This is a genomic window from Reichenbachiella sp. MSK19-1, assembly GCF_003590315.1.
Lineage (GTDB): Bacteria > Bacteroidota > Bacteroidia > Cytophagales > Cyclobacteriaceae > Reichenbachiella > Reichenbachiella agariperforans.
In genome coordinates, this window is the sequence record NZ_MIER01000015.1 from 890,722 (window position 1) to 910,285 (window position 19,564).

Below are 19,564 nucleotides of genomic sequence, written 5' to 3' on the forward strand. Positions count from 1 at the left end.
TAAAATTAGATCAGAGGAGCTTAGACTATGATCCACTCCTCTGATGACTAACAATTTCAAACTCTAATACTAACCTGTGGTCATAGTGCGAATAAAAAACCACAGCTCTAAAACAATTACTAACTAATGCAAATTTACACAATGAACGCAAAATAAAATCACTATTTGCATTTTTATTGCACGTTTAAAACCAAAAACATGCAATAAATCAAAAACAAAGCATGCAAATCGTTAGAACTACCTTATTAGCACTTTAATTCTCTCATAGGTACTATCAGTTCTCAGTATTAAAATCAAAGCGCCTGGCATTTGACCTTCTAACCTCAACACAGGGGCATTCGATGCATCATAGTTCAAATCTGGGATCGAAAGCCTCCTCCCTAGCACATTATACAGTTCCAGATTAGATACGCTTACATCGGCATCTCTAAATACCACTTTCACATCACCAGACATGCTATAAATAGCCTGCATTGCTGGCGCTATTTCATCTGATAAGTCATCATACACCCCTAAGATTTTATCTATGCTAATGGATACCTGTGCAGGTTGTCCATACCCACCGACATTTTTACCCTGAACCGATACATAATAATCACCTCCCATCAAGCCACTAAAAGACGTGGTAGTATCATTCACTGAAAAACTCTCAAAAGTGTCAATAACAGTAGACATCTCAGCGTCCGATGAAATCGTCACCTTATATCCCTTAGCCAAATCAGATTTACTCCATTCCACCTCTAAAACATCTCCCTCTAATAGATTACTCTGCATGAGCGGTGAATAAATCACGGAAGGCTCAGGGAGTACGATCAATGTTTTGAAACTACTGTAGACCCAAATACTCTCTCCTAAATCATTAAACACCTTGAGTCGTAGATGATAGGTTGTCCATTCGTCGAGTTCCTCTGTCATTTGATACTCACTCACTCCTCCGAGTGTTTCAGTAAAAACCACATTGTAGCTTTCGAATTGGCTTCCCCCGCGTGCTATCTCTAAAGTGACTCCTGTAACCAAATCATCTTGACTCCATTCGAACAGTGGTTTCAATGGGATCAAATCTGAACCAGTCACAGGAGATACGATACTAGGTATAGAAGGGAACCCTGTACTAAACGAATAGACCACACTCGCCGATCCAGTACCTGCAAAATTGACAGGAGAAACCCTCCAATAATACTGCGTATCACCCAAAAGCTCTATACCTGTAGCATTAAAAGAAGTTCCTGAAACCGTCTGAGTTAAATCAATCTGAGCAAAATCCTCTGAAAGAGATAGTTCTAACAAATACGACTGAGTATTAGGGACTGATGTCCACTCAAAATCAAAATCCGTAGGCTGACTAGTGCTCTCATCCTCTGGACTCGCCAATGTCGGCACACCTACAGGAGCATCTACTTCAATCATCGATCGCTCAGTACTTTCATTGCCATAGCGGTCGTAGGTTGACATGAACAAGTACGGACGTACATCACTATTCATATCCCCATCCTCTATATAGTAATAGTCACCATATACAACTCGCAAAATATTTGCAGGGTCTTCAAAAAACGCTTCTGTAGGTGAGTCAGTAGAGGATGCGTACAACACATATCTATCTGCGCTATTCCCCTCATCCCAACTCAAAAAGTATATACCTGATTCGTCTTCATCCCAGTGCAGGTTAGCAGGAGCGGTTAGGGTTTCGCTTGTCTTCCACGTCATAGATGGCATCAATGCTACATCTTGATAGTGATTTTCGACTATCTGATCTTTGATTCCATTGACACGGATAAAATCTTGGTAGCGAAAAAAACATCCACCCAAGGCATTGATATCCCTGTTGTCCCGTACGATATCGATCTGTGTCGAAATCTGCTCCAATGTCCATGGATCCGCTAGAGTACGCCCGTTCGGATCATCAACATCAAAATATTTTTTATCTTCATGAATTGTGGCTCTTCCACGAGCCGAAACATCTGGATTGTTGGCATACCTGTATATTCCATGCCCTGCCATGACGTGACGATCATTTTCATAAGCAAGCTCTGCCCACCACGGGAGCAATGTCGCAAAGTCTTGTGCTCCACCTGTAGGCCAGTATAGCTGTGGACACACATAGTCAATATTGCCAGAACTCAACCACTGCTCAGCATCGGTATAGATTGCATTGTATGCATCTAGACCTGAGATTCCCTCTGGATTTTCACCATTGCCATGGATACCAAATGGACTGATTCCAAACCGTACATAAGGCTTTAGAGATTCGATGGTATCCTTAACCATTCCAATCATGGTATTTACATTATCTCTTCTCCAATCCCCTATATCATCAAAATCCCCTCCATAGGTTTCGTAGGTAGCTTGATCTTCGTTGCTCGTGCCCGAGTATGGGTAGAAGTAATCATCAAAGTGTATCCCGTCTATGTCATAGTTATTCACTATCTCTCCTACAACATCTTTGAGATGCTCCATTACTTCTGGAACACCTGGATTGAAAATTCTAGAAGTTTCGTATCGAAGCATCCACTCTGGATGATCCGCATTGTAGTCGCCTGGTTTTCCGTCATTCTTGCCAAGAGAGGTTTCGTAACGATAAGGGTTGAGCCATCCATGAATTTCTATACCACGTTTGTGGCCTTCTTCGATTGCAAAAGCCAAAGGATCATATCCTGGACTAGTCCCTCTAGCGCCTGACACATACTCCGACCAAGGAGCAAGTGCTGACTCATAAAATGCATCGGACTGCGGTCTTATTTGCAGAAATATTGCGTTGAGATTCCAAGCAGCTGCCGAATCTAAGATATCAATCAATTCCTGCTTCTGTGCTTCCATATTAGTACGATTGGCAGAACTAGGCCAGTCGAGATTACTAACTGACGCTACCCACACCGCACGGTATTCAGCCTTGTAAGTTTGCCCCCATGATGCCTCGAGTGAGCACATCATCAGCAATAGAATAGCTATAGTACAAAGACTATAGTGGGTAATACTTTGTCGAAAGCAAGCGTGTTTTTTCATCTAATTACTATTTTCTTATTAGCTGGAAAGGAAGGTTGGCATTATCGGAGGATAAAAAATGAGTCGACCCTCTCAGGTCGACTCTATATTTAATTATTCAGTAACCTTGTCATTAATATTAATGAGCATTATTTTTTCACTTGATCAATAGCTAGACCATATACCCATACGTCAGCAACATAAATTTCAACGTCACCTGACCCATCGATTTTCCATCTTTTCACACTATTCACTTCTAGTGGATTAACCTCAGGATCAGCATCTGCTGGTGCTCTATACCCCCAGTACACATATCCACCTTCAGCATCTACAGCGATACCAGTGATACCAGTTCTCTCACTGTCACCACCTTCTGAATGCCATCTCGTATCATCGATCAATTCAATGTTCGTGCCATCTAGATCAGCTCTATATAATCCCATTTCATTGGTACCGTTTACAAAATTAATAGAGAAGTAAACCTTCTGATTCGTCTCATCTACCTCAAAGGCTCTTACTGCTTCGCTAGTCAAGATACCTCCCAATGCAGGTACTGCAGGTGTAGCAGATTCTAAATCAGTGATATCACCTGACTCAAATTTCCACAACCCTTTGTGGTTAGAGTTTTTAGCCCACCAGAATTCTTCGCTACCACCATTGTCTCTAACATAGAAAGAACCGTTGAGTGCTCCCCATCCATAAGTAGGTCCACCATCAGTTCTCCAAGAAGAATAGTAACCTAACTGATTATTAACAACCCAATAAGGATAATCAGCTGTAGTATAAGTTGCATTTTCAGTAGTAATATCGATAGCAGTTATACCGTTTCTTCTGTCTCCGAAGTAAATTTTGGTATCCGATACATCTCCAAAGAATGGGTCAGTAGTATAGTCACCAGAACCACCAGCAAAATCCATAATAGACACATAATCAGTAGGGTCGTCCAAATCTACACTATAGATCGTACCATCAGCCTCAGCGGCTTCATCAGAAGAAAATGCAATACCCAAACCTGCATCAAAAACATACACTCTGTTATCATGGATTCTTACCGTCAACGGGTGAGACGCAGTAGGTACATTCATATCCTCAGCTACAGAAACAGCATCACCTGTGTATAGTTTTTTCCAATACAATGAACCATCACCAGATTCGTAATCCACTACTGTGAAGATAAGTGTCTTAGCCAACTGAGCTTTAACATCTAACGTTGCACTAGTAGATAGTTCTTCACCTGCTAATGTCACTGTCAACATCACTTCAACTGCACCCGCTTCAGTAAATGCAACAGCTGGAGCAGCAACAGTAGTCATACCATCCACTAGATCAGCACCTGTAGCAGTTGCACCAAAATCCCATGCATAAGTCAATTCTTCTCCATCTGGATTATAAACTTCAGCAGTAAAAACCACTTCAGCACCTGCCTCGATAGTCTCTACAGACATCATGATCACAGGCACAGGATCTCCTACAGTGATATCCTTAGTAGCAGACAATTCCTCAAAACCATCTACCATCAACGTAACAGTATAAGCTCCTGACTCCTCATATGTATAAACTGGATTCTTATCGCCAGACGTGCCACCATCCCCGAAAGTCCATTCGAAACTATCACCACCAGTAGAGGCGTTAGTAAAAGTAACTTCCTCGCCCGCTTGTGGGTTTTCATTGCTAACCGAGAACGCTACGCGGTAATCAGGAACTGACTCTGCGTCATCCTTACAAGCACTAAATAGCGCCAATCCTAATACAAGACACACAATGGTTGCCTTATTCAATAGAGTGTAAACACTTTTCATAAAAATAAAATTTAAGTTGTTTAAAATTTAGAATACTAAAAATGACCTTCTAGCGTCATTAAACTTCTGACTGCCATTGGTCACACGGTAGCCTAGGGTGATTTGATATTCATTCTCAACTGTATAGCTATCGCCTATCAGAGATGCTAATCCGAGTTGCTCAAAACTGGCAATAACTTCTGCCTGACCAGCATCTGTCAAATTACCATTCTCATCATACAAGGCATCAAATTCAGACTGCGTCATCAGTCCATTACCTACTATGATGTTCTGTAACGCATCCTTGCCTAACTCTTCACTGTAAAACGAGAACACATCTTCTTGATACTCCTCTGGAGTCTGTTCTATAAATTCAGTAACCGTCAAATCATCTTTATCCAAGCTCACCAAATCATAAGCATTATCTACCTGATAAGTAATGGTTTTGACGTACGCTTTTTCCTCTGGATTAAAGTCTGCATAGTCAAATGGATAAGCCTGAACCTCTGTCCAATCAGCAAACTCATCGCTCGTACTAGACTCGTAAATCACGCCTTCTACTTCCACAGTCATGTCTTGAAATAGGTAGACATATTCCCATAATCCAGTATACTCGAAATAGTCATCTACAGACCAGAACTGAACAAACTTCTCGACCTCAACGCCCGCCTGTAGCTTAGGGGCAAACGGTTCAAAATACACATCTGCAAGCGTACTACCTTGTGCAGCGCCCAGATCATCGAAAACGTTATTTTCTTCACAACTCGACCAAGTCATCAGACCTAGGACAGAAAGAAGTATCGTTATTGATTTTTTCATCTTATAAGTATTTCTTGTCTTTATTAATTTTATTGAGCCCACCACATTTTCACCTTTAACCACTCAGGGTTTTGAAATGCTCCCAAGCGTTCCAATTCAGGTTTGTTATAGATCTCTTCAGTCTGATTATCATAAGCTATTCTTTGAATCCATTCTGTATCATCATCAGACCAAAACACTGCTAGGTTTTCAGGCTTGGTCAAACCTGGGTATACCTGATCATCATACTGATACCTGCGCATATCCACCCAAGCCTCTGCCTGCAAGTAAAGAGCCAGCCATTTTTGCATCATGACGTCAGACAATTGCAGTTCGGCCACTGACTGAGGCACCATACTGCTGGACATGAAAGCTGCAATATCTACTGCATCCACCCCTACTCTTTTCATGTGTGCTTCTACACCCATCTGAAAAGCTGTAAAAGCCATCCCTTTATCTCCTGACTGAAAAGCAGCCTCTGCCTTGATAAAATATAACTCTTCAATAGTCATAAAAGGCTGCTCAGAATCGTTTCTAGTCATATAACTCCCGAAAAGATCAGGGTAATCTTCATCTTCTAGCAAAGCATTCTTCCCTTCAGATGCAATGATAGAAAGGTACTCCCCGCTCGCATTTGGCTTAACCAATAGCGGCATCCGTGGATCATTTATCGTTTGTGTAATTGGGTCAAAACCCATCACGCTCTCCAAAAAGAATGTAGTCGGCGCACTGGAGTTCAAGATATTGGGAACATAATCCCATTCTGGGTTAGCAGCCATCGGCCCCCACTGATTAACTAAGTAAAGGTTAGCCGACGAATCATAAAGATCAAACACTGGGTCAGTCCAACCCGACAAGGCTAAATCCACCTCATCAATTATAGGTTGGTAGTCTTGATTCACATTTGGTGTCATATGAAGGAGAATCCTTGCCTTGATAGCATGTGCAAAAGCCAACCAATTAGACAAATCTCCATCAAACATTGTATCATTAATCAAAGCTCTATCCGTTTCATCTGGTGATTCTAACAGATCAATAGCCAGTTCGATCTCCTCCAACATACCATCATATATAACTGATTGATCGTCATATGGAGGAGAAGGGTTTCCTTTGAGTGCCTCAGAATAAGGCATATCACCAAACAAATCAGTAGCGGTCTGCGTCGACAAAACCATAATAATATGACCTATAGCCTCATAGTTTCCTGACCCTTCCGCTTGAGAAGTTCTAATCAAATTCCAAGCATTACTAGCTACATCATGAAAATGACGTCTAAACAATCCTACTCGAGTCACACTAGAGTAATCCCATCTATCTTTGACAGAGTTAAATCCGCTCAGTGTCGTCAATTGCTGTGTAAAATATGCCGTAGTTTCCCCTTGCTCATAGCAGTTCGTTGACATAAGCGCTATGATCGGCGAAATTAGTAAGTTTGGAGTAGCCGAACTTGGCTGATCTTCGTCCACATTAACATCTAAGAAATCCTCACAACTGACACTGCTAAGTACCAAAGTGAAAGCCATGAAATATGTAAGTATATTTTTCATCATCGTTGTTCGCATTACTTATTTAAAAAGTTCCTTTTAGGCTGAAGGTAATCCCCTGTGTCGTAGGTACATTGTAATAATCTACCCCTATAGTACCCGCACCTCCTACAGACGACCCACTGTAATCATTCTCAGGGTCACCTCCAGAATACTTGGTCCACATAAATAGGTTTCTACCTGTTACCGAGAAACTCAATTTTTGCATTTTGATTCGTTCAGCAATCGCACCCATATCATAGCTCAAAGCGACATATCTAAGCTTAACCCATGAGCCATCCTCGACAAAATTTTCACCAACTCTTCGGTGGACGTTTCTGAAATAGTAGTCATCCAAAACGACCTCTTCTTCATTGGCTACAAACCCCTCAGGTGTCTCTACTACCCCACTAAAGAGGTAAGGTATATTTCTATATTCATCGATCATTGCATGCGTACCATTGCTCATCATAGAGCTAGCAGTAACATTGATCACATCTCCACCTTTTTTAATATCAAATAGGAATGACAGACCAAATCGCTTATAGCTAAATGTATTGGTAATACCCAATAACCAATCAGGCTCTCGATTACCTAGGAAGACATTCTCCTGTGACACATTGATATTGCCATCAGAGTCATAGGTATAATCTCCATTTTCATCCGTTTCATAAGTCCCCCATCTCGGGTACCCATTATCATCCATCACGATATCACCATCCTGATTGCGAAGGAAAGGAATACCTTCTATTGCATATAGCGGTTGACCTATCAATGCTATCGGCTTTGCTTCATTGATAATCTGCCCTGTAGTCACTGGGAGTCTAGATATGTATCCAGGCAAATTAGATAGCTTCGATCTATTTCGAGAAAAATTACCTTTTACATCCCATCGCAGACCATTGTTATTCAACACGTTCGCATCAAGAATCACTTCCCAACCCTTGTTACTCATATCTCCCGTATTGAAAGTCTGAATAACCCAGCCAGAAGCTGTTGAGATTCTGTTTTGGATGATCATATCATACGACCCCTGGTCATAATAGGCCACATCCAGGTTAACTCTCCCTTTAAAGAAAGCCAAATTAACACCCAGCTCTAGCGCTTTTAATGATTCTGGTCTTAGGTAGGGATTACCCGCATAATAATCATGCTTATACCCTCCCCCTGGGCCTGGATACTGCTCCAGTACTACATCCAAACTCTCTGCGTTAGCATCTTGACCAGATTCTGACCAACTCGCTCTGAACTTACCGAATGAAAGTACTGGGTCTAAAATCCCCCCCAATGCCTCAGTAAACACAAAGCCTGCCGTCACCGATGGATAAAAGAAGGAATTACTACCTGGGGCGATCGTTGAAGTCCAATCATTACGTCCAGTGACCCCTAAGGAAGCTATTCCTTTGTAGTCTACTCTAACCTCACCATATGTCCCCAGTACTCTTCGCCTGGTAGTACCTTGAACGGGTAACAAAAAAGCTTCTGGATCAGTATTATTAATACTAATAAGGTTAGGAAGTAAAAAATTCGACCCTGTATAACTAAGCTTACGCGCTTCGGTCATATCAACGTTTGCCCCACCTAACACATATACATCCCATGTCTCGTTAAACATCTTAGAAAAACTAAGATTCAGCGTTGACGTAAATCGTTCTTTGGATAGATCAGACTCATATATACGTCCATAATAACTACTCGTACTCTCTGGCACGGTTGGATTCTTATAATACTGCCCCGAACGATCCATCCCCACTCTATAAGTCAGCTTCAGAGGCTTTATAATGTCCCAGTCAAAAAACACTTGGCTAATCGTACGATTAACATCATACTCTGGCAGGTTATTATTCACATACCAATAGGGATTTTCTCTATTTCTAAGCGTAAGATCAGTCGGGTTATCCGCTGGTATCAGCCACTTTTTACTCCCATCTGCATTGAGGTAGTCAGACATTTGGTCATCAGAAGGCCAGTTAAATACGTTGTACATACTTCCCGATCCACCTCTTACATTCTCAGACCAGATACTATTGACAGATGCCGTAACATTCAAATTATGACGCAACTGTGAAGATCCTTTTAGGAGGAAATTGAACCTGTTATAGCTTTCACCTGGGACAATACCTGTTTGGTTGTTATTCGAAACAGACATGTAGAATTTAGCTTTCTCAGACCCACCATTAATATTCAAATCGTACTTTTGCTGAACACCTGTTTGAAAAAACTCATCGATATTATTATACGTTTTGTCTGAAGGTAGATAGGCAGGACCCCACATTTGATAGGTCTCATCATCTACTACACCACTCAGCCCTCGACTATAGGTCGTTTGTGCTTCGTGGGTTTTAAATTTTCTATCCAGCGCAACCGTTGACCCAAAAGTTACTTGGATCTTTCCTGCTTGCCCTGTTTTAGTGGTTATAATCACTGCGCCATTACCTGCGCCTATACCATATAGAGCCGCAGCACTAGGTCCTTTGAGAACTGTCATGGACGCGATATCATCCGGGTTAATATCCATCGCAGCATTACCACTTCCTTCAAAGGTGGAGTTATCCATGATGATACCATCTATTACAAATAACGGTTCGTTACTTCTCCCCTCGGAGATAGAAGTTCCCCCTCTAATGACAATAGATGACGAGGCTCCTGGTGATCCAGAAGATGCAGTGACTTGCACCCCAGCTATTTTACCCTGCATTCCATTGACGAGATTTTGCTGTTGAGATTCTGTAATCTCCTTTGACTTGATGTCCTGGGCTGCGTAATTCAGGTCTCGCTTATTTTGCGTGATATTCATTGCAGTCACGATTACTTCATTCAGCTCTGTAGCATCTACAGACATGCGAACATCCACGACTTTTTTACTCCCTACAGAAATCTCTTGCTTTTGGAAGCCAATAAAAGAAAAAACTAAAACTGGCTTTTGACTGACATCAACAGCAATAGAATAGTTACCATCCAAATCCGTCACCGTACCCGTCGAACTTCCTTTCAACAGTACAGAAACACCAGGTAATGAAGAATTGTCACTTTCATCCAGAACTTGACCTTTAACTGTCACGCTCTGTGCGTGAACCAGTGATATCATTGAGCAAAAACTCAAAATCAGTAGTACTCTTATCGATTTCATGCAGCTATGTTCATTTTTGTTAAGAATCATACAGCAATATAATCAATAACTCAGGCTTAACGCAATATTAATGCACGTTTTATGCATTTTTTATGCAAAAACAACAACAAACACATATACACATGACAAAAACCATAAAACAAAGCAAAGAAACACTCACATTAGAAGCCTGAAGGTACACCATGCCAAAACAGGACAACTGTCTTTAACCACTAGAGATACAGCGTTTAACAATATCAGAAAAACACGCATAACCTATTTATAAGTGGGGTTTATAAATCTTACAGTTAGGCTCAAGCCTAGGGAACAGAAGAACAAAAGCATCTAAACAACTCAAAACCAATTGTTTCTAACATCTACGCATAAAAAAAGCGAACCTGATTGATTCGCTTTTTTTATGCGGTATTTCACTCCCGATAAGTAATTGTTTCCTATTAAAAACTTACAAAACAACAATTTTCCGTAACATATACTCCCCATCACTGGTCAACACCTTCAATACATGCACTCCACTCACTGATAATGGCAATAATTGACTATATCTACTGGTTTCTATCCTGCTTTTATTCAGTACAGTACGGCCCGATAAGTTGATGAGTTTGACCTGATAAATATATCGACCAGGTAGCCCCAAGTGCATTGTACGATCGTTAACATAGGCGTAAAATGCACCCTCCTGCTCCTCAGTACCCAGCACCTCATCTAGCACATTGATCTGCAATACGGCTTCACCTACATACCCCACCACATCTTCAACTTCGAATTTTAAGTACACCACTTTTTGATCTGAAGAAATGAAAGTTTCATAATTAACCGTGTTCTCTAGGAAGCTATCCGAAAAACTCTGTTCATCTATCACCGCATAAGTCTCTCCTGAATCTATGCTTTTGGAGACGATAAACTTATAAATAGGACGACTCACTGATGCAGCACTCAAATCTAGTACTACAAGCAGTGGCTCATTTTTATAATGATCAACCATCATTTCGTTTTTAGTTGTACTGGCAAACTTCACAAAGGGTCTCAAATTCCGTACAGTTAAACTAACTTCCTTGGTTTGAGTATTCCCATACTCATCCAGTACCTCTATGGTCAAGGGTACTTTTTCGAAATCACCGGCTGTGACAGTGTAAGAAAAATCGAATAGTGCTTCGTTACCCTGAACAGCCTCCTCAACCTCAATCTCCTGTAGTAGCACTCCGTCCTCCCAAAGTCTAGCAGACGCCAATGGCAAATCCGACGCATAGGGTGCTGCCTGTACTGCTATACTGATGGTCTCACCAGTGGCATACTTGAGCTGATCAGACACTAGTGAAATAGTCGGTAGCGGCTGACTTCTTTTTTGAATTTTAACCGCATCCAGAGCTATCCTTCCAGTAACACCTGTCCCTTCGGTTCTAATCTCTAATATATCATCTGGCGTCAAGTAAAACGTACCCAATGCATGAAACTGAGCCACTGCTTCACCGTGCTTTTGATCCAGCACTACCGTCTCGATCCCCCCGCTAGTTTTGATGTCATAGACGACTTCCTCTAACTGACTCTCATGACGCTCAAACCATACACCCAGTGCATAATATGCTGGCACTATACCCTCAAACGAATAAGTAGCCGCCTCAGCTACTGTGCTTGCATCCCACCACAAGGTAGGACTATCTCCATATGGAGTCACTTCCAACGAGGGAGAAGTAGCTCCATTGTCAATATAACCCATATCCTCCGTATCGATAACTTTCGGCCCTGGCACCAACATGAGTGCAGTTGCAACTTTTCTTTCCGTTCCATCAGAGGGTTGATTGATCACTTCTTTATTGGCTGCCATGACTGACGAACCTCCTCCATCGAGATTCATAGCATCTACACAACCTAACCCTTTCATGATTTTGGCCAAATACGGCAAAGTCACTCCTTTGCTATGTGTTTGCCGACCGTCTACTACTACCATTATGACTTTGTTGTCAGCTGTATACCCTATAGCGGTACGGGGTGCTTTGGAAGTCGTGATATCGGACTGAAACATCTCTGGTCCATAATCAGTGATCAATTCATTATTTTTGAGCAAGATAGGACCTCCTCCTACAGCTGCATTTGCATTAAGTGCCGTCCCAAACGCTGGCACTTCTTTGGTAGGCTCTGGCTGTGGCGTTTCTCCCTCTACATTGAGGTGAGGAGAAGGATAACTCCAAACCTCTCCTGTAGGCAACCCATATACCCAATCAATCGACGCATTACCATTATTATCAATAGAAAAAGCACTTCTAGTCACGTTAAACGTCCCCCCTGCTCTAGATAGAGCACGAATATTCTGCGCTTTGACTTCCCCATTGTCCACAAGCAGACTATAGGAAGAATTCCCACCGAAATACCCCCCCATTGATGGTCGTGTATACTTTCGTCCCTAACTCCTTCGCTATGTCAGTAGGCTCATCTAGTGGGGTTGACAACACCGCACGAACAGCCACCTCCCCTTTACTCAAATCGGCTATCACGCAAAAAGCATTAAATTTTTCATTCACCCCATTTTCGTATAGCAAATCAGTTTTGCTCTCGAAATACCGGACTGACTGAGGCATGCTCTCATTCAAATCTACCCTAGGTGCCCAGACGACATCATTCGTCTGGGCATAGCTTGTTGTTGTGGTGATCAGTGCGAAAACTATGGCACTGACCTGATGTATAGTCTTGGACAAAGGCATCTTTTAATCCTCCCTATTGCTCTCTATCAACATTGAGCAGATAGATCTCACCATTCGGCGTATGAAATAGCACTTTGGTTCCTAATGAATTAACCGCTGGGAAAAGAGCAATTTGTTTGTTCAAATCAGTCAAACGACTAGCTCCTTCGATGTTATCCAAAGAAGCTATCATGACAGTAGAAGAAACATACTGATAGCCGTCATCTTTGGTATTGGTATAAAGCACCGTGTGGTTATCTACCCATTTAGGAAACTCAACATCACCTAATTCACGCAATACATTTCCATCCATATCGGTCACAAAAGAACCTAAACCAGATACACGAAACGCAAGTTTGGTTTGATCAGGAGAGACCGAAACATTAAGGTAATCTGCTTCTCCCAATGGCTTAATAACTTTTGTGCCCTGTAAACCATTCACTTCGATCGCTCTCAAGTCACGAGTTGCTTCTGCAAAAACACCAGTTCCGATTCGTCGTGCAGAAACCAATGATTCCTCAGAGATTTTGCTACGTGAGCCACTAGACCAAACATAAGAATAACTCCCATGGTCTTTGGTATCAAACCTTACTTCATCAGATTGAACAACGGCTTCATACCCCGCTCCTGACTCCTCAGAAATAACTATCTCATCCTTTGTTGTGAGGTTATAAGCTTTCAAACCTTTGAAATTTTGACCTGTGACTATTATATCATCAGAGCCTGGAACGAACTGAGGGTAATACCCTGTTACATCCAGTTTTTCTACTCCTATCACATGAACCGACTGGCTATTAGCACCGAGTGCTATTGCACTCATCAGAAAAATTAATATCGCTTTTTTCATCTTTTCGTCTTTAATGTCAATACTCATTATTGTTTCAGAAACCGAATCATTGATTTCGCATCATCACTTTGGATCGAAAGCCAATACATGCCTGACGACAATTCTGCAGTAGGCAAGGAAATCTGATGATCAACCGACTGAATCATCCATTGATTGTGTTTGTGCCCCTGTATGTCATACACTGCAATGGTATAGATTTGATCCGCTGCGTTCCCGATCTGCAAGGTTGCATCTCCTGACGATGGGTTTGGATATAAAACCCAAGCTTGATCTATTTGTTCTGAACTCGCTAAAACCTCTTCTTCTCCTTTTAAATAAGCTGAAACTTGAGCAATCACTGCCTCCAAATCAGACTGCACAGCTGTCTCTAATGGAAAAGAAATATAAATCACTGCCCCAGTGGCCTCTCCCCCAAAAGCACCTTCATAGGCAACACCAGAAAAGTGTTCACTATCATTAAAAGAGAATATATTCTCAGCATCCTCTGTAGCAGAAATCTCATCTGGATAATCTTCTGGATACACAACACCTATAGGCACATTGAGTGTTTCGAACAAGCCGCCAGCGACACCTTCAGCCACTGTAAAGCTCGGTCCTCCATCGGACTGATACACTGCTTTTAGATAATTAGTATAGAAGGCTTGGTCTGTTGTTGTTCCTTTGGAATACAAATCCCAGCCTATTTCACTTCCTGATATAAACAGTTGACCTCCCTGATCTAAATAGGCCTGCAATAGAACTTGTTCTCCGTCTGATAGTGTCTCGTAAACTGTAGATTCATCACCCAAAAACCAGAATACACGATCGTAATCCATCAAACTAACCACTCCATCGGCTACCTGCTCATTGGCTACTGTATGTACAGTTCCATCATATGCAGCACTAGCACCTAAATAGTATCGAGCAGCAAAATCATGATTACCTGATTTGTACGAACCCGAAACTCTATCAAACCCATCAACGATCAATGTTTTAAAAGCAATATCGCTGCTTTTAACTGCATAAGTATCACTAGATAGACTCTCCGACCCTCCGTCTGCTACAGCTACCACACTGAACACAGACACCTCATCGGCAGAATGATCGGTGAAATATTCGTCAACCAATACCAATTCATAGGTAGTTGAAGTCAATTCACTCTCATCGGCTAATAAAACACGAGTACTCAAATCATCATCCAAAGAATAATAAACTCTAAATCCAGATAGCAACGCATCGTCACTGCTAGCAGTCCATGACAACACTCTACCTGCTTCTGATTCAGTGGCTGACAATAGCGTAGGTCTAGTAGGTGTATAATCATAATATGACCCCACTTCTAGATAATCCATGGCGTTTTTGAGCAAAAACTGTTGATCAAGCGTAGAAGTTGTTTCTATCGGGAAGGAAAAATACAGCACACCACCTGCTTCAGTAGAATTGCCAAAAACTCCTTTGTAACCAACCCCTCCATGCGCTCCTTCGACTGCATAAGAAAACACCTCTTCGGCACCTTCGACAGCTGCTATATCATCTGGATAATCTTCTGGATAAGTAATCCCAAAATCTATGGTCTGACCACCGAACAATGTCCCTTCTAGCCCTGTCGCTGGCGAAAACGTCACAGATCCGTCACCGATACATGTTGCCTTGAGGTATGAAGCATAAAACGCTTGATCTGCTGCATCACCTTTGATCCCCAAGTCCCAGCCTATCTCAGATCCAGAGACCAATAAGTTTCCTCCAGCATCTAGATAATCCGCTATAAGGGCTTGCTCACTAGTACTGAATGTTTCGTTAGTCGTAGACTCATCACCTAATATCCAGACGACCAAATCATAATCAGACAAACTTACCTTTCCGTCCACTACGCTCTCGTTCGTAGAAGATGAGATACCCGCTAGTCGCATATCACGTATCGCCATCATATAGTCTGAGATAAAAGTATGGTATTCTTCCGTATACGAACCGCTACGTCTATCGAAACCATCGACGATCAACACTTGATCAGCCGTAGCTCCTAGACGTGAAAAGACTTGTCCTCCTTCGCTCTCCGCTCCTGACTCTGCAACCGAACGCAACTCAAAATGATAAGCTTCTTCCTGAGGCGTGTATTTAAAATCTGCGTCTGAAGCAAGTACAACAGATGTAGTCGTTTCATCGAGTGTCGTTTCGTCAGCTGCCAACGTCCAATTCTCCATGGTATCATCAGTCGCATAGTATAGCCGGTAACCCAATAATGTTTCTTCCGTAATGGCAGCCCACTTCACCGAAACGCCAGACGTACCGACAGCTTCTAAAGCTAACATTTGTGGCACAGCTGGAGCTCCTCCTACTTCGGTCAGTTCGAAATCTGTCTCGGTATACTCTCCTGCCACTATATCGATGGTCTGAATTTTGGCATCATATCCAAACTTCTCAACCTTCATTTCATACGAACCAGGTGCTAACCAATCAAAGAAATAAAACCCATTGAGAAACACATCTCCTTCGAACACCTGTTCGTCCTCAGTACCTGGCTGAAGTGTCACCGTAATTTCATTGAGCGCTGCTCCATCTCTGTCTAGCACTAATCCACCAGCCTCTCCTACGCTTAGATCTGGCTGTTCGAAATAGGCTAAAAATGACTTAACAATACTCCAAGCTGCCGCTTTACGATAGCTACTGCTCATCAACCTTCTTCCTTCGTTTAGATTACTATGAAATGACGCTTCGGACAATGTACTAGGCATGTTTAGATTGTTAAGCACACCCAAACCATTAGTATATCCAGTAAATGGAATATCTGCACGAGCATACTTAGTGGTCGTACGCATATAGGCAAACAACTCATCATCCATGATCTCTGCCATCTCGTATGACTCGGGATAATCTGCGGTACCATCCTCTGGCCCAGCGTATAACACGAGCGTATAGTTAACCGTCTGATTATCTACTCCATTGGTGTGAAACGAGTGAAAATAATCGGATTCAAAGGCATTGCCTACTTGAACGCGATCTGATAAACTCGGATCTCGATCTTCCGCTTCGGGATCATTGGTCACTTTAGTCACCTTCACCTCTGCTCCCAATTTTTGCAGTAGTGTATCTAGGTAGCCTACGACCTCCCAGTTCGCATCCGACTCGTAGTACGTCACACCCAACCCTAGTTCGGTAGGTCTATCATTGCTGTCGTGACCTCCATGACCAGGATCTAGACAAATCCTAATCCCATCTAGTGGCTCCTGTGCTTTGGACGAAAAGATCGCACAAAAGCATAACAGCATCAAACACAGTGTTTTTTGAGTTATTGTTTTCATATTTTACTCTGGTTTAAAAATATACATCTGTCCTTCGGGTGTATTCGCTGTGATCTGTAGCGTAGCGGTATCAAAATTTGGGTTTTCGAGGGCTACATCTAAATCACTCCCGACAGGAGTCATTTTATTATTTTGAATATCTAACACGCCGATTTCTGCAGACAGCTGCTGCATACCGTCATCAGTCGTTTTAGCATATAGTACGGTTTGGTTATTGATCCAAATATCGGCATGTACATCTGCCAATTCATGCATGATATTTCCTTTCAAGTCACAGATGACCGCTACATTCCCTGCCGATTTGGTAAGTATTTTTTTCCCATCAGGAGACAAAACTGCATATAGATAGTTTCCTTCTCCTTGTGGTTTAACCGGTTGCTCCTCACCGCTCACCATGATCCCAGACAGATCCTCTGCTAACGATACAGTTGTCTCTCCAGAGAGACTTTTGTGGTACTCCTGTGGAGAAAATCTTGCAAACTCTGAAGCCACCTTAGTCACTTCTTTGGTTTTCATATCGATCTGTTCCAATCGCTTCGTTTTGCCTTTGACTTGATAGGTAACCTTATCACCAGAAATTACCGGTAGATATCCAGCACCTCGTTGATCCGTTAGTTGCGTTACCTCATTAGTGGTCAAGTCTAGCATCCAAAGACCTTCGTACTTTTGATCAGTATAAAGCAAAATCTTTCCCTCAGTGGAAAACTGAGGAAAATAACCTGTAGGCTCCAATAGCTCTGCAGTATATGACCCGTTAGAAACAGGCGTTTCTTCTTTCTCTTCCACGACCTCTTGAACAGCGGTTTCTTGACCGACTTGGTTCGTTTCATTAGCTGCTCCCTCTTTAGACGGGGAGCAGCTAACTACTTGTAGAATCAACATTAAAACAATCAATTTTCTCATTTTTTCGGATTTTTAAGTGACACTTTTATCATTACACCTTTGCTCGGCTTACTCTCGTTGTACAAGCGACTCAGTGCCGTCACAGCATAAGTATATTTTTTGCGGCGCTGAACGGACTTATCTACATAAAACGTGGTACTGGCACGTTGGATATCTAGGATATTCTTTGGATCCTCAAAGTCTCCTGTCTCCTTGCCTTCGAAACGGTATATCGCTACATACTTAGCCGTACTATCAGGCATTTGCCAGTTTAGATACACGCCATCGAACTCATTTTGCGCAGAAATACTGTCAGGCATCGTAGGTATTTTTCGTCCCAACCAACTCATCGCTGGAATGAGAGCCTTTGTACTGTATAGGTCTGTCCTGAGTGAATCACTAAAACCTAGTGGGTTTTGTAGCATAGACTTAGCACTGAAGTAGGCTCCGCCCTGAATATTTTCTAGTTCTCTGGACAAACGAATCTGATCGGGAACCTCTGAAGGATTTTGCCAAGCACTATCTGCACCTTCCAGTCCAATTCGGTAAGAAGCATGTCCCACATAGACGTGCCCATTGAACGGTTGCTCGTTCCACCACTTGAGCACCTTGCTATACGAGAGCTTTGGATGGTCTATGTGCAAATACAACTGAGGTAGTACATAATCGATCCAGCCTTCTTCCATCCATAACAGTACGTCTGCAAACAAATCGTCATAGTTCGTTTGACCAGCATCCGAGTCAGATCCTCTCGGATCATCAGCTATATTTCTCCAGACACCAAAAGGGCTAATCCCAAACTTGACCCAAGGCTTGACACTTTTGATCGTGTCATTGAGCATTTGTATGACGGTATTTACATTTTCACGTCTCCAGTCATCTTTTTGCTCCAGTTCAAAATCCTGACCATAGGTAGCAAAAGAAAGAGAATCGGGAAATTCCTTCCCCCATATTCTATAGGGATAAAAATAATCATCGAAATGTACTGCATCAATATCGTACCTAACCGTCACGTCCTTGATCACATCCGTCACGTAAGACTTGACCTCTGGAATTCCTGGATCAAAATACATACGATCTCCATAGGTCACAAACCATTCGGGCTTAGTGTAGAGCAGGTTAGCAGAGTCCTCTGGCATTTCCTCAAAGTCCACCAATGCTCTGTACGGATTGAACCAAGCATGAAATTCCATTCCTCTATCATGCGCCTCATCGATCATAAAAGTCAGCGGGTCATAATATGGATCAGGCGCTTGGCCACTCACTCCTGTCAAGTATCTAGACCAAGGTTCCTTTTCTGAATAATACAATGCATCCGCCGATGGTCTAACCTGCACAATAACCGCATTGATTCCCGTCATTTCGTGATGATCCAACAGTTTTCGGTATTCAGCTTTTTGATCCTCTACAGTTAGTCCTGGTTTAGAGGGCCAATCAATATTTTTGACCGTTGCAATCCACGCTGCTCTAAACTCGCGCTTTGGTGCAGTCTGGGCGAAAGCAGATAGACCACTCACTAGAGCAATCATCACTACCAACACCCTCTTCTCAATTCCTTTCATTTTTCTATTTCCTCTCATTGTGTTACCACTTTTCAATAAATCATCCTCGTGACAAGTCCACGAGATATTAACCTTCTAATCAGCCATTTACTTAGACCGAAGGGATTATCTC

11 protein-coding genes are annotated in these 19,564 nt (G+C 42.2%); all 11 read right to left on the reverse strand.

Translation table 11 applies throughout. The features are described from left to right. Positions 1 to 237 precede the first annotated feature (237 nt). The 11 genes from BGP76_RS11595 to BGP76_RS11645 all read right to left on the reverse strand — a co-directional run bounded on the left by BGP76_RS11595 (position 238) and on the right by BGP76_RS11645 (position 19,470). Positions 238 to 3,000: a family 10 glycosylhydrolase gene (locus BGP76_RS11595; RefSeq protein WP_119844779.1), complete on the reverse strand. Its 2,763-nt coding sequence runs from the start codon at positions 2,998 to 3,000 to the stop codon at positions 238 to 240. Between the two features lie 128 nt (positions 3,001 to 3,128). Then, on the reverse strand, positions 3,129 to 4,778 hold the full coding sequence (locus BGP76_RS11600) for a PKD domain-containing protein (RefSeq protein WP_119844780.1): 1,650 nt from the start codon (positions 4,776 to 4,778) through the stop codon (positions 3,129 to 3,131). A gap of 27 nt (positions 4,779 to 4,805) precedes the next feature. Further along, the gene (locus BGP76_RS11605; RefSeq protein WP_073122135.1) at positions 4,806 to 5,576 is read right to left on the reverse strand and encodes a hypothetical protein; all 771 of its coding nucleotides are present in this window, start codon (positions 5,574 to 5,576) and stop codon (positions 4,806 to 4,808) included. A 29-nt stretch (positions 5,577 to 5,605) separates the two neighbouring features. Then, positions 5,606 to 7,105 carry a SusD/RagB family nutrient-binding outer membrane lipoprotein gene (locus BGP76_RS11610; protein WP_158584258.1) on the reverse strand — a complete coding sequence of 500 codons (1,500 nt, stop codon included), beginning with the start codon at positions 7,103 to 7,105 and terminating at the stop codon, positions 5,606 to 5,608. Between the two features lie 19 nt (positions 7,106 to 7,124). After that, positions 7,125 to 10,208: a SusC/RagA family TonB-linked outer membrane protein gene (locus tag BGP76_RS11615; protein WP_158584259.1), complete on the reverse strand. Its 3,084-nt coding sequence runs from the start codon at positions 10,206 to 10,208 to the stop codon at positions 7,125 to 7,127. Between the two features lie 442 nt (positions 10,209 to 10,650). Beyond that, positions 10,651 to 12,582: a phosphodiester glycosidase family protein gene (locus BGP76_RS11620; protein ID WP_119844783.1), complete on the reverse strand. Its 1,932-nt coding sequence runs from the start codon at positions 12,580 to 12,582 to the stop codon at positions 10,651 to 10,653. Then, positions 12,548 to 12,898: a hypothetical protein gene (locus BGP76_RS11625; RefSeq protein WP_147407456.1), complete on the reverse strand. Its 351-nt coding sequence runs from the start codon at positions 12,896 to 12,898 to the stop codon at positions 12,548 to 12,550. The genes BGP76_RS11620 and BGP76_RS11625 overlap by 35 nt, the downstream gene beginning before the upstream one ends. A gap of 19 nt (positions 12,899 to 12,917) precedes the next feature. Next, positions 12,918 to 13,730 (reverse strand): hypothetical protein, encoded by an 813-nt coding sequence (locus tag BGP76_RS11630; protein ID WP_221409884.1) that lies wholly within the window; start codon positions 13,728 to 13,730, stop codon positions 12,918 to 12,920. 26 nt (positions 13,731 to 13,756) lie between these two features. After that, a complete protein-coding gene (locus BGP76_RS11635) occupies positions 13,757 to 17,008 on the reverse strand; it encodes an N-acetylmuramoyl-L-alanine amidase (protein ID WP_119844786.1) in 3,252 nt (1,083 codons plus the stop codon). Positions 17,009 to 17,011: 3 nt separating this feature from the next. Next, a complete protein-coding gene (locus BGP76_RS11640; RefSeq protein WP_139280966.1) occupies positions 17,012 to 17,911 on the reverse strand; it encodes a hypothetical protein in 900 nt (299 codons plus the stop codon). After that, entirely contained in the window at positions 17,908 to 19,470 is a 1,563-nt protein-coding gene (locus BGP76_RS11645) for a glycoside hydrolase family 10 protein (RefSeq protein WP_255416122.1), read from the reverse strand. The genes BGP76_RS11640 and BGP76_RS11645 overlap by 4 nt, the downstream gene beginning before the upstream one ends. Positions 19,471 to 19,564 lie beyond the last annotated feature (94 nt).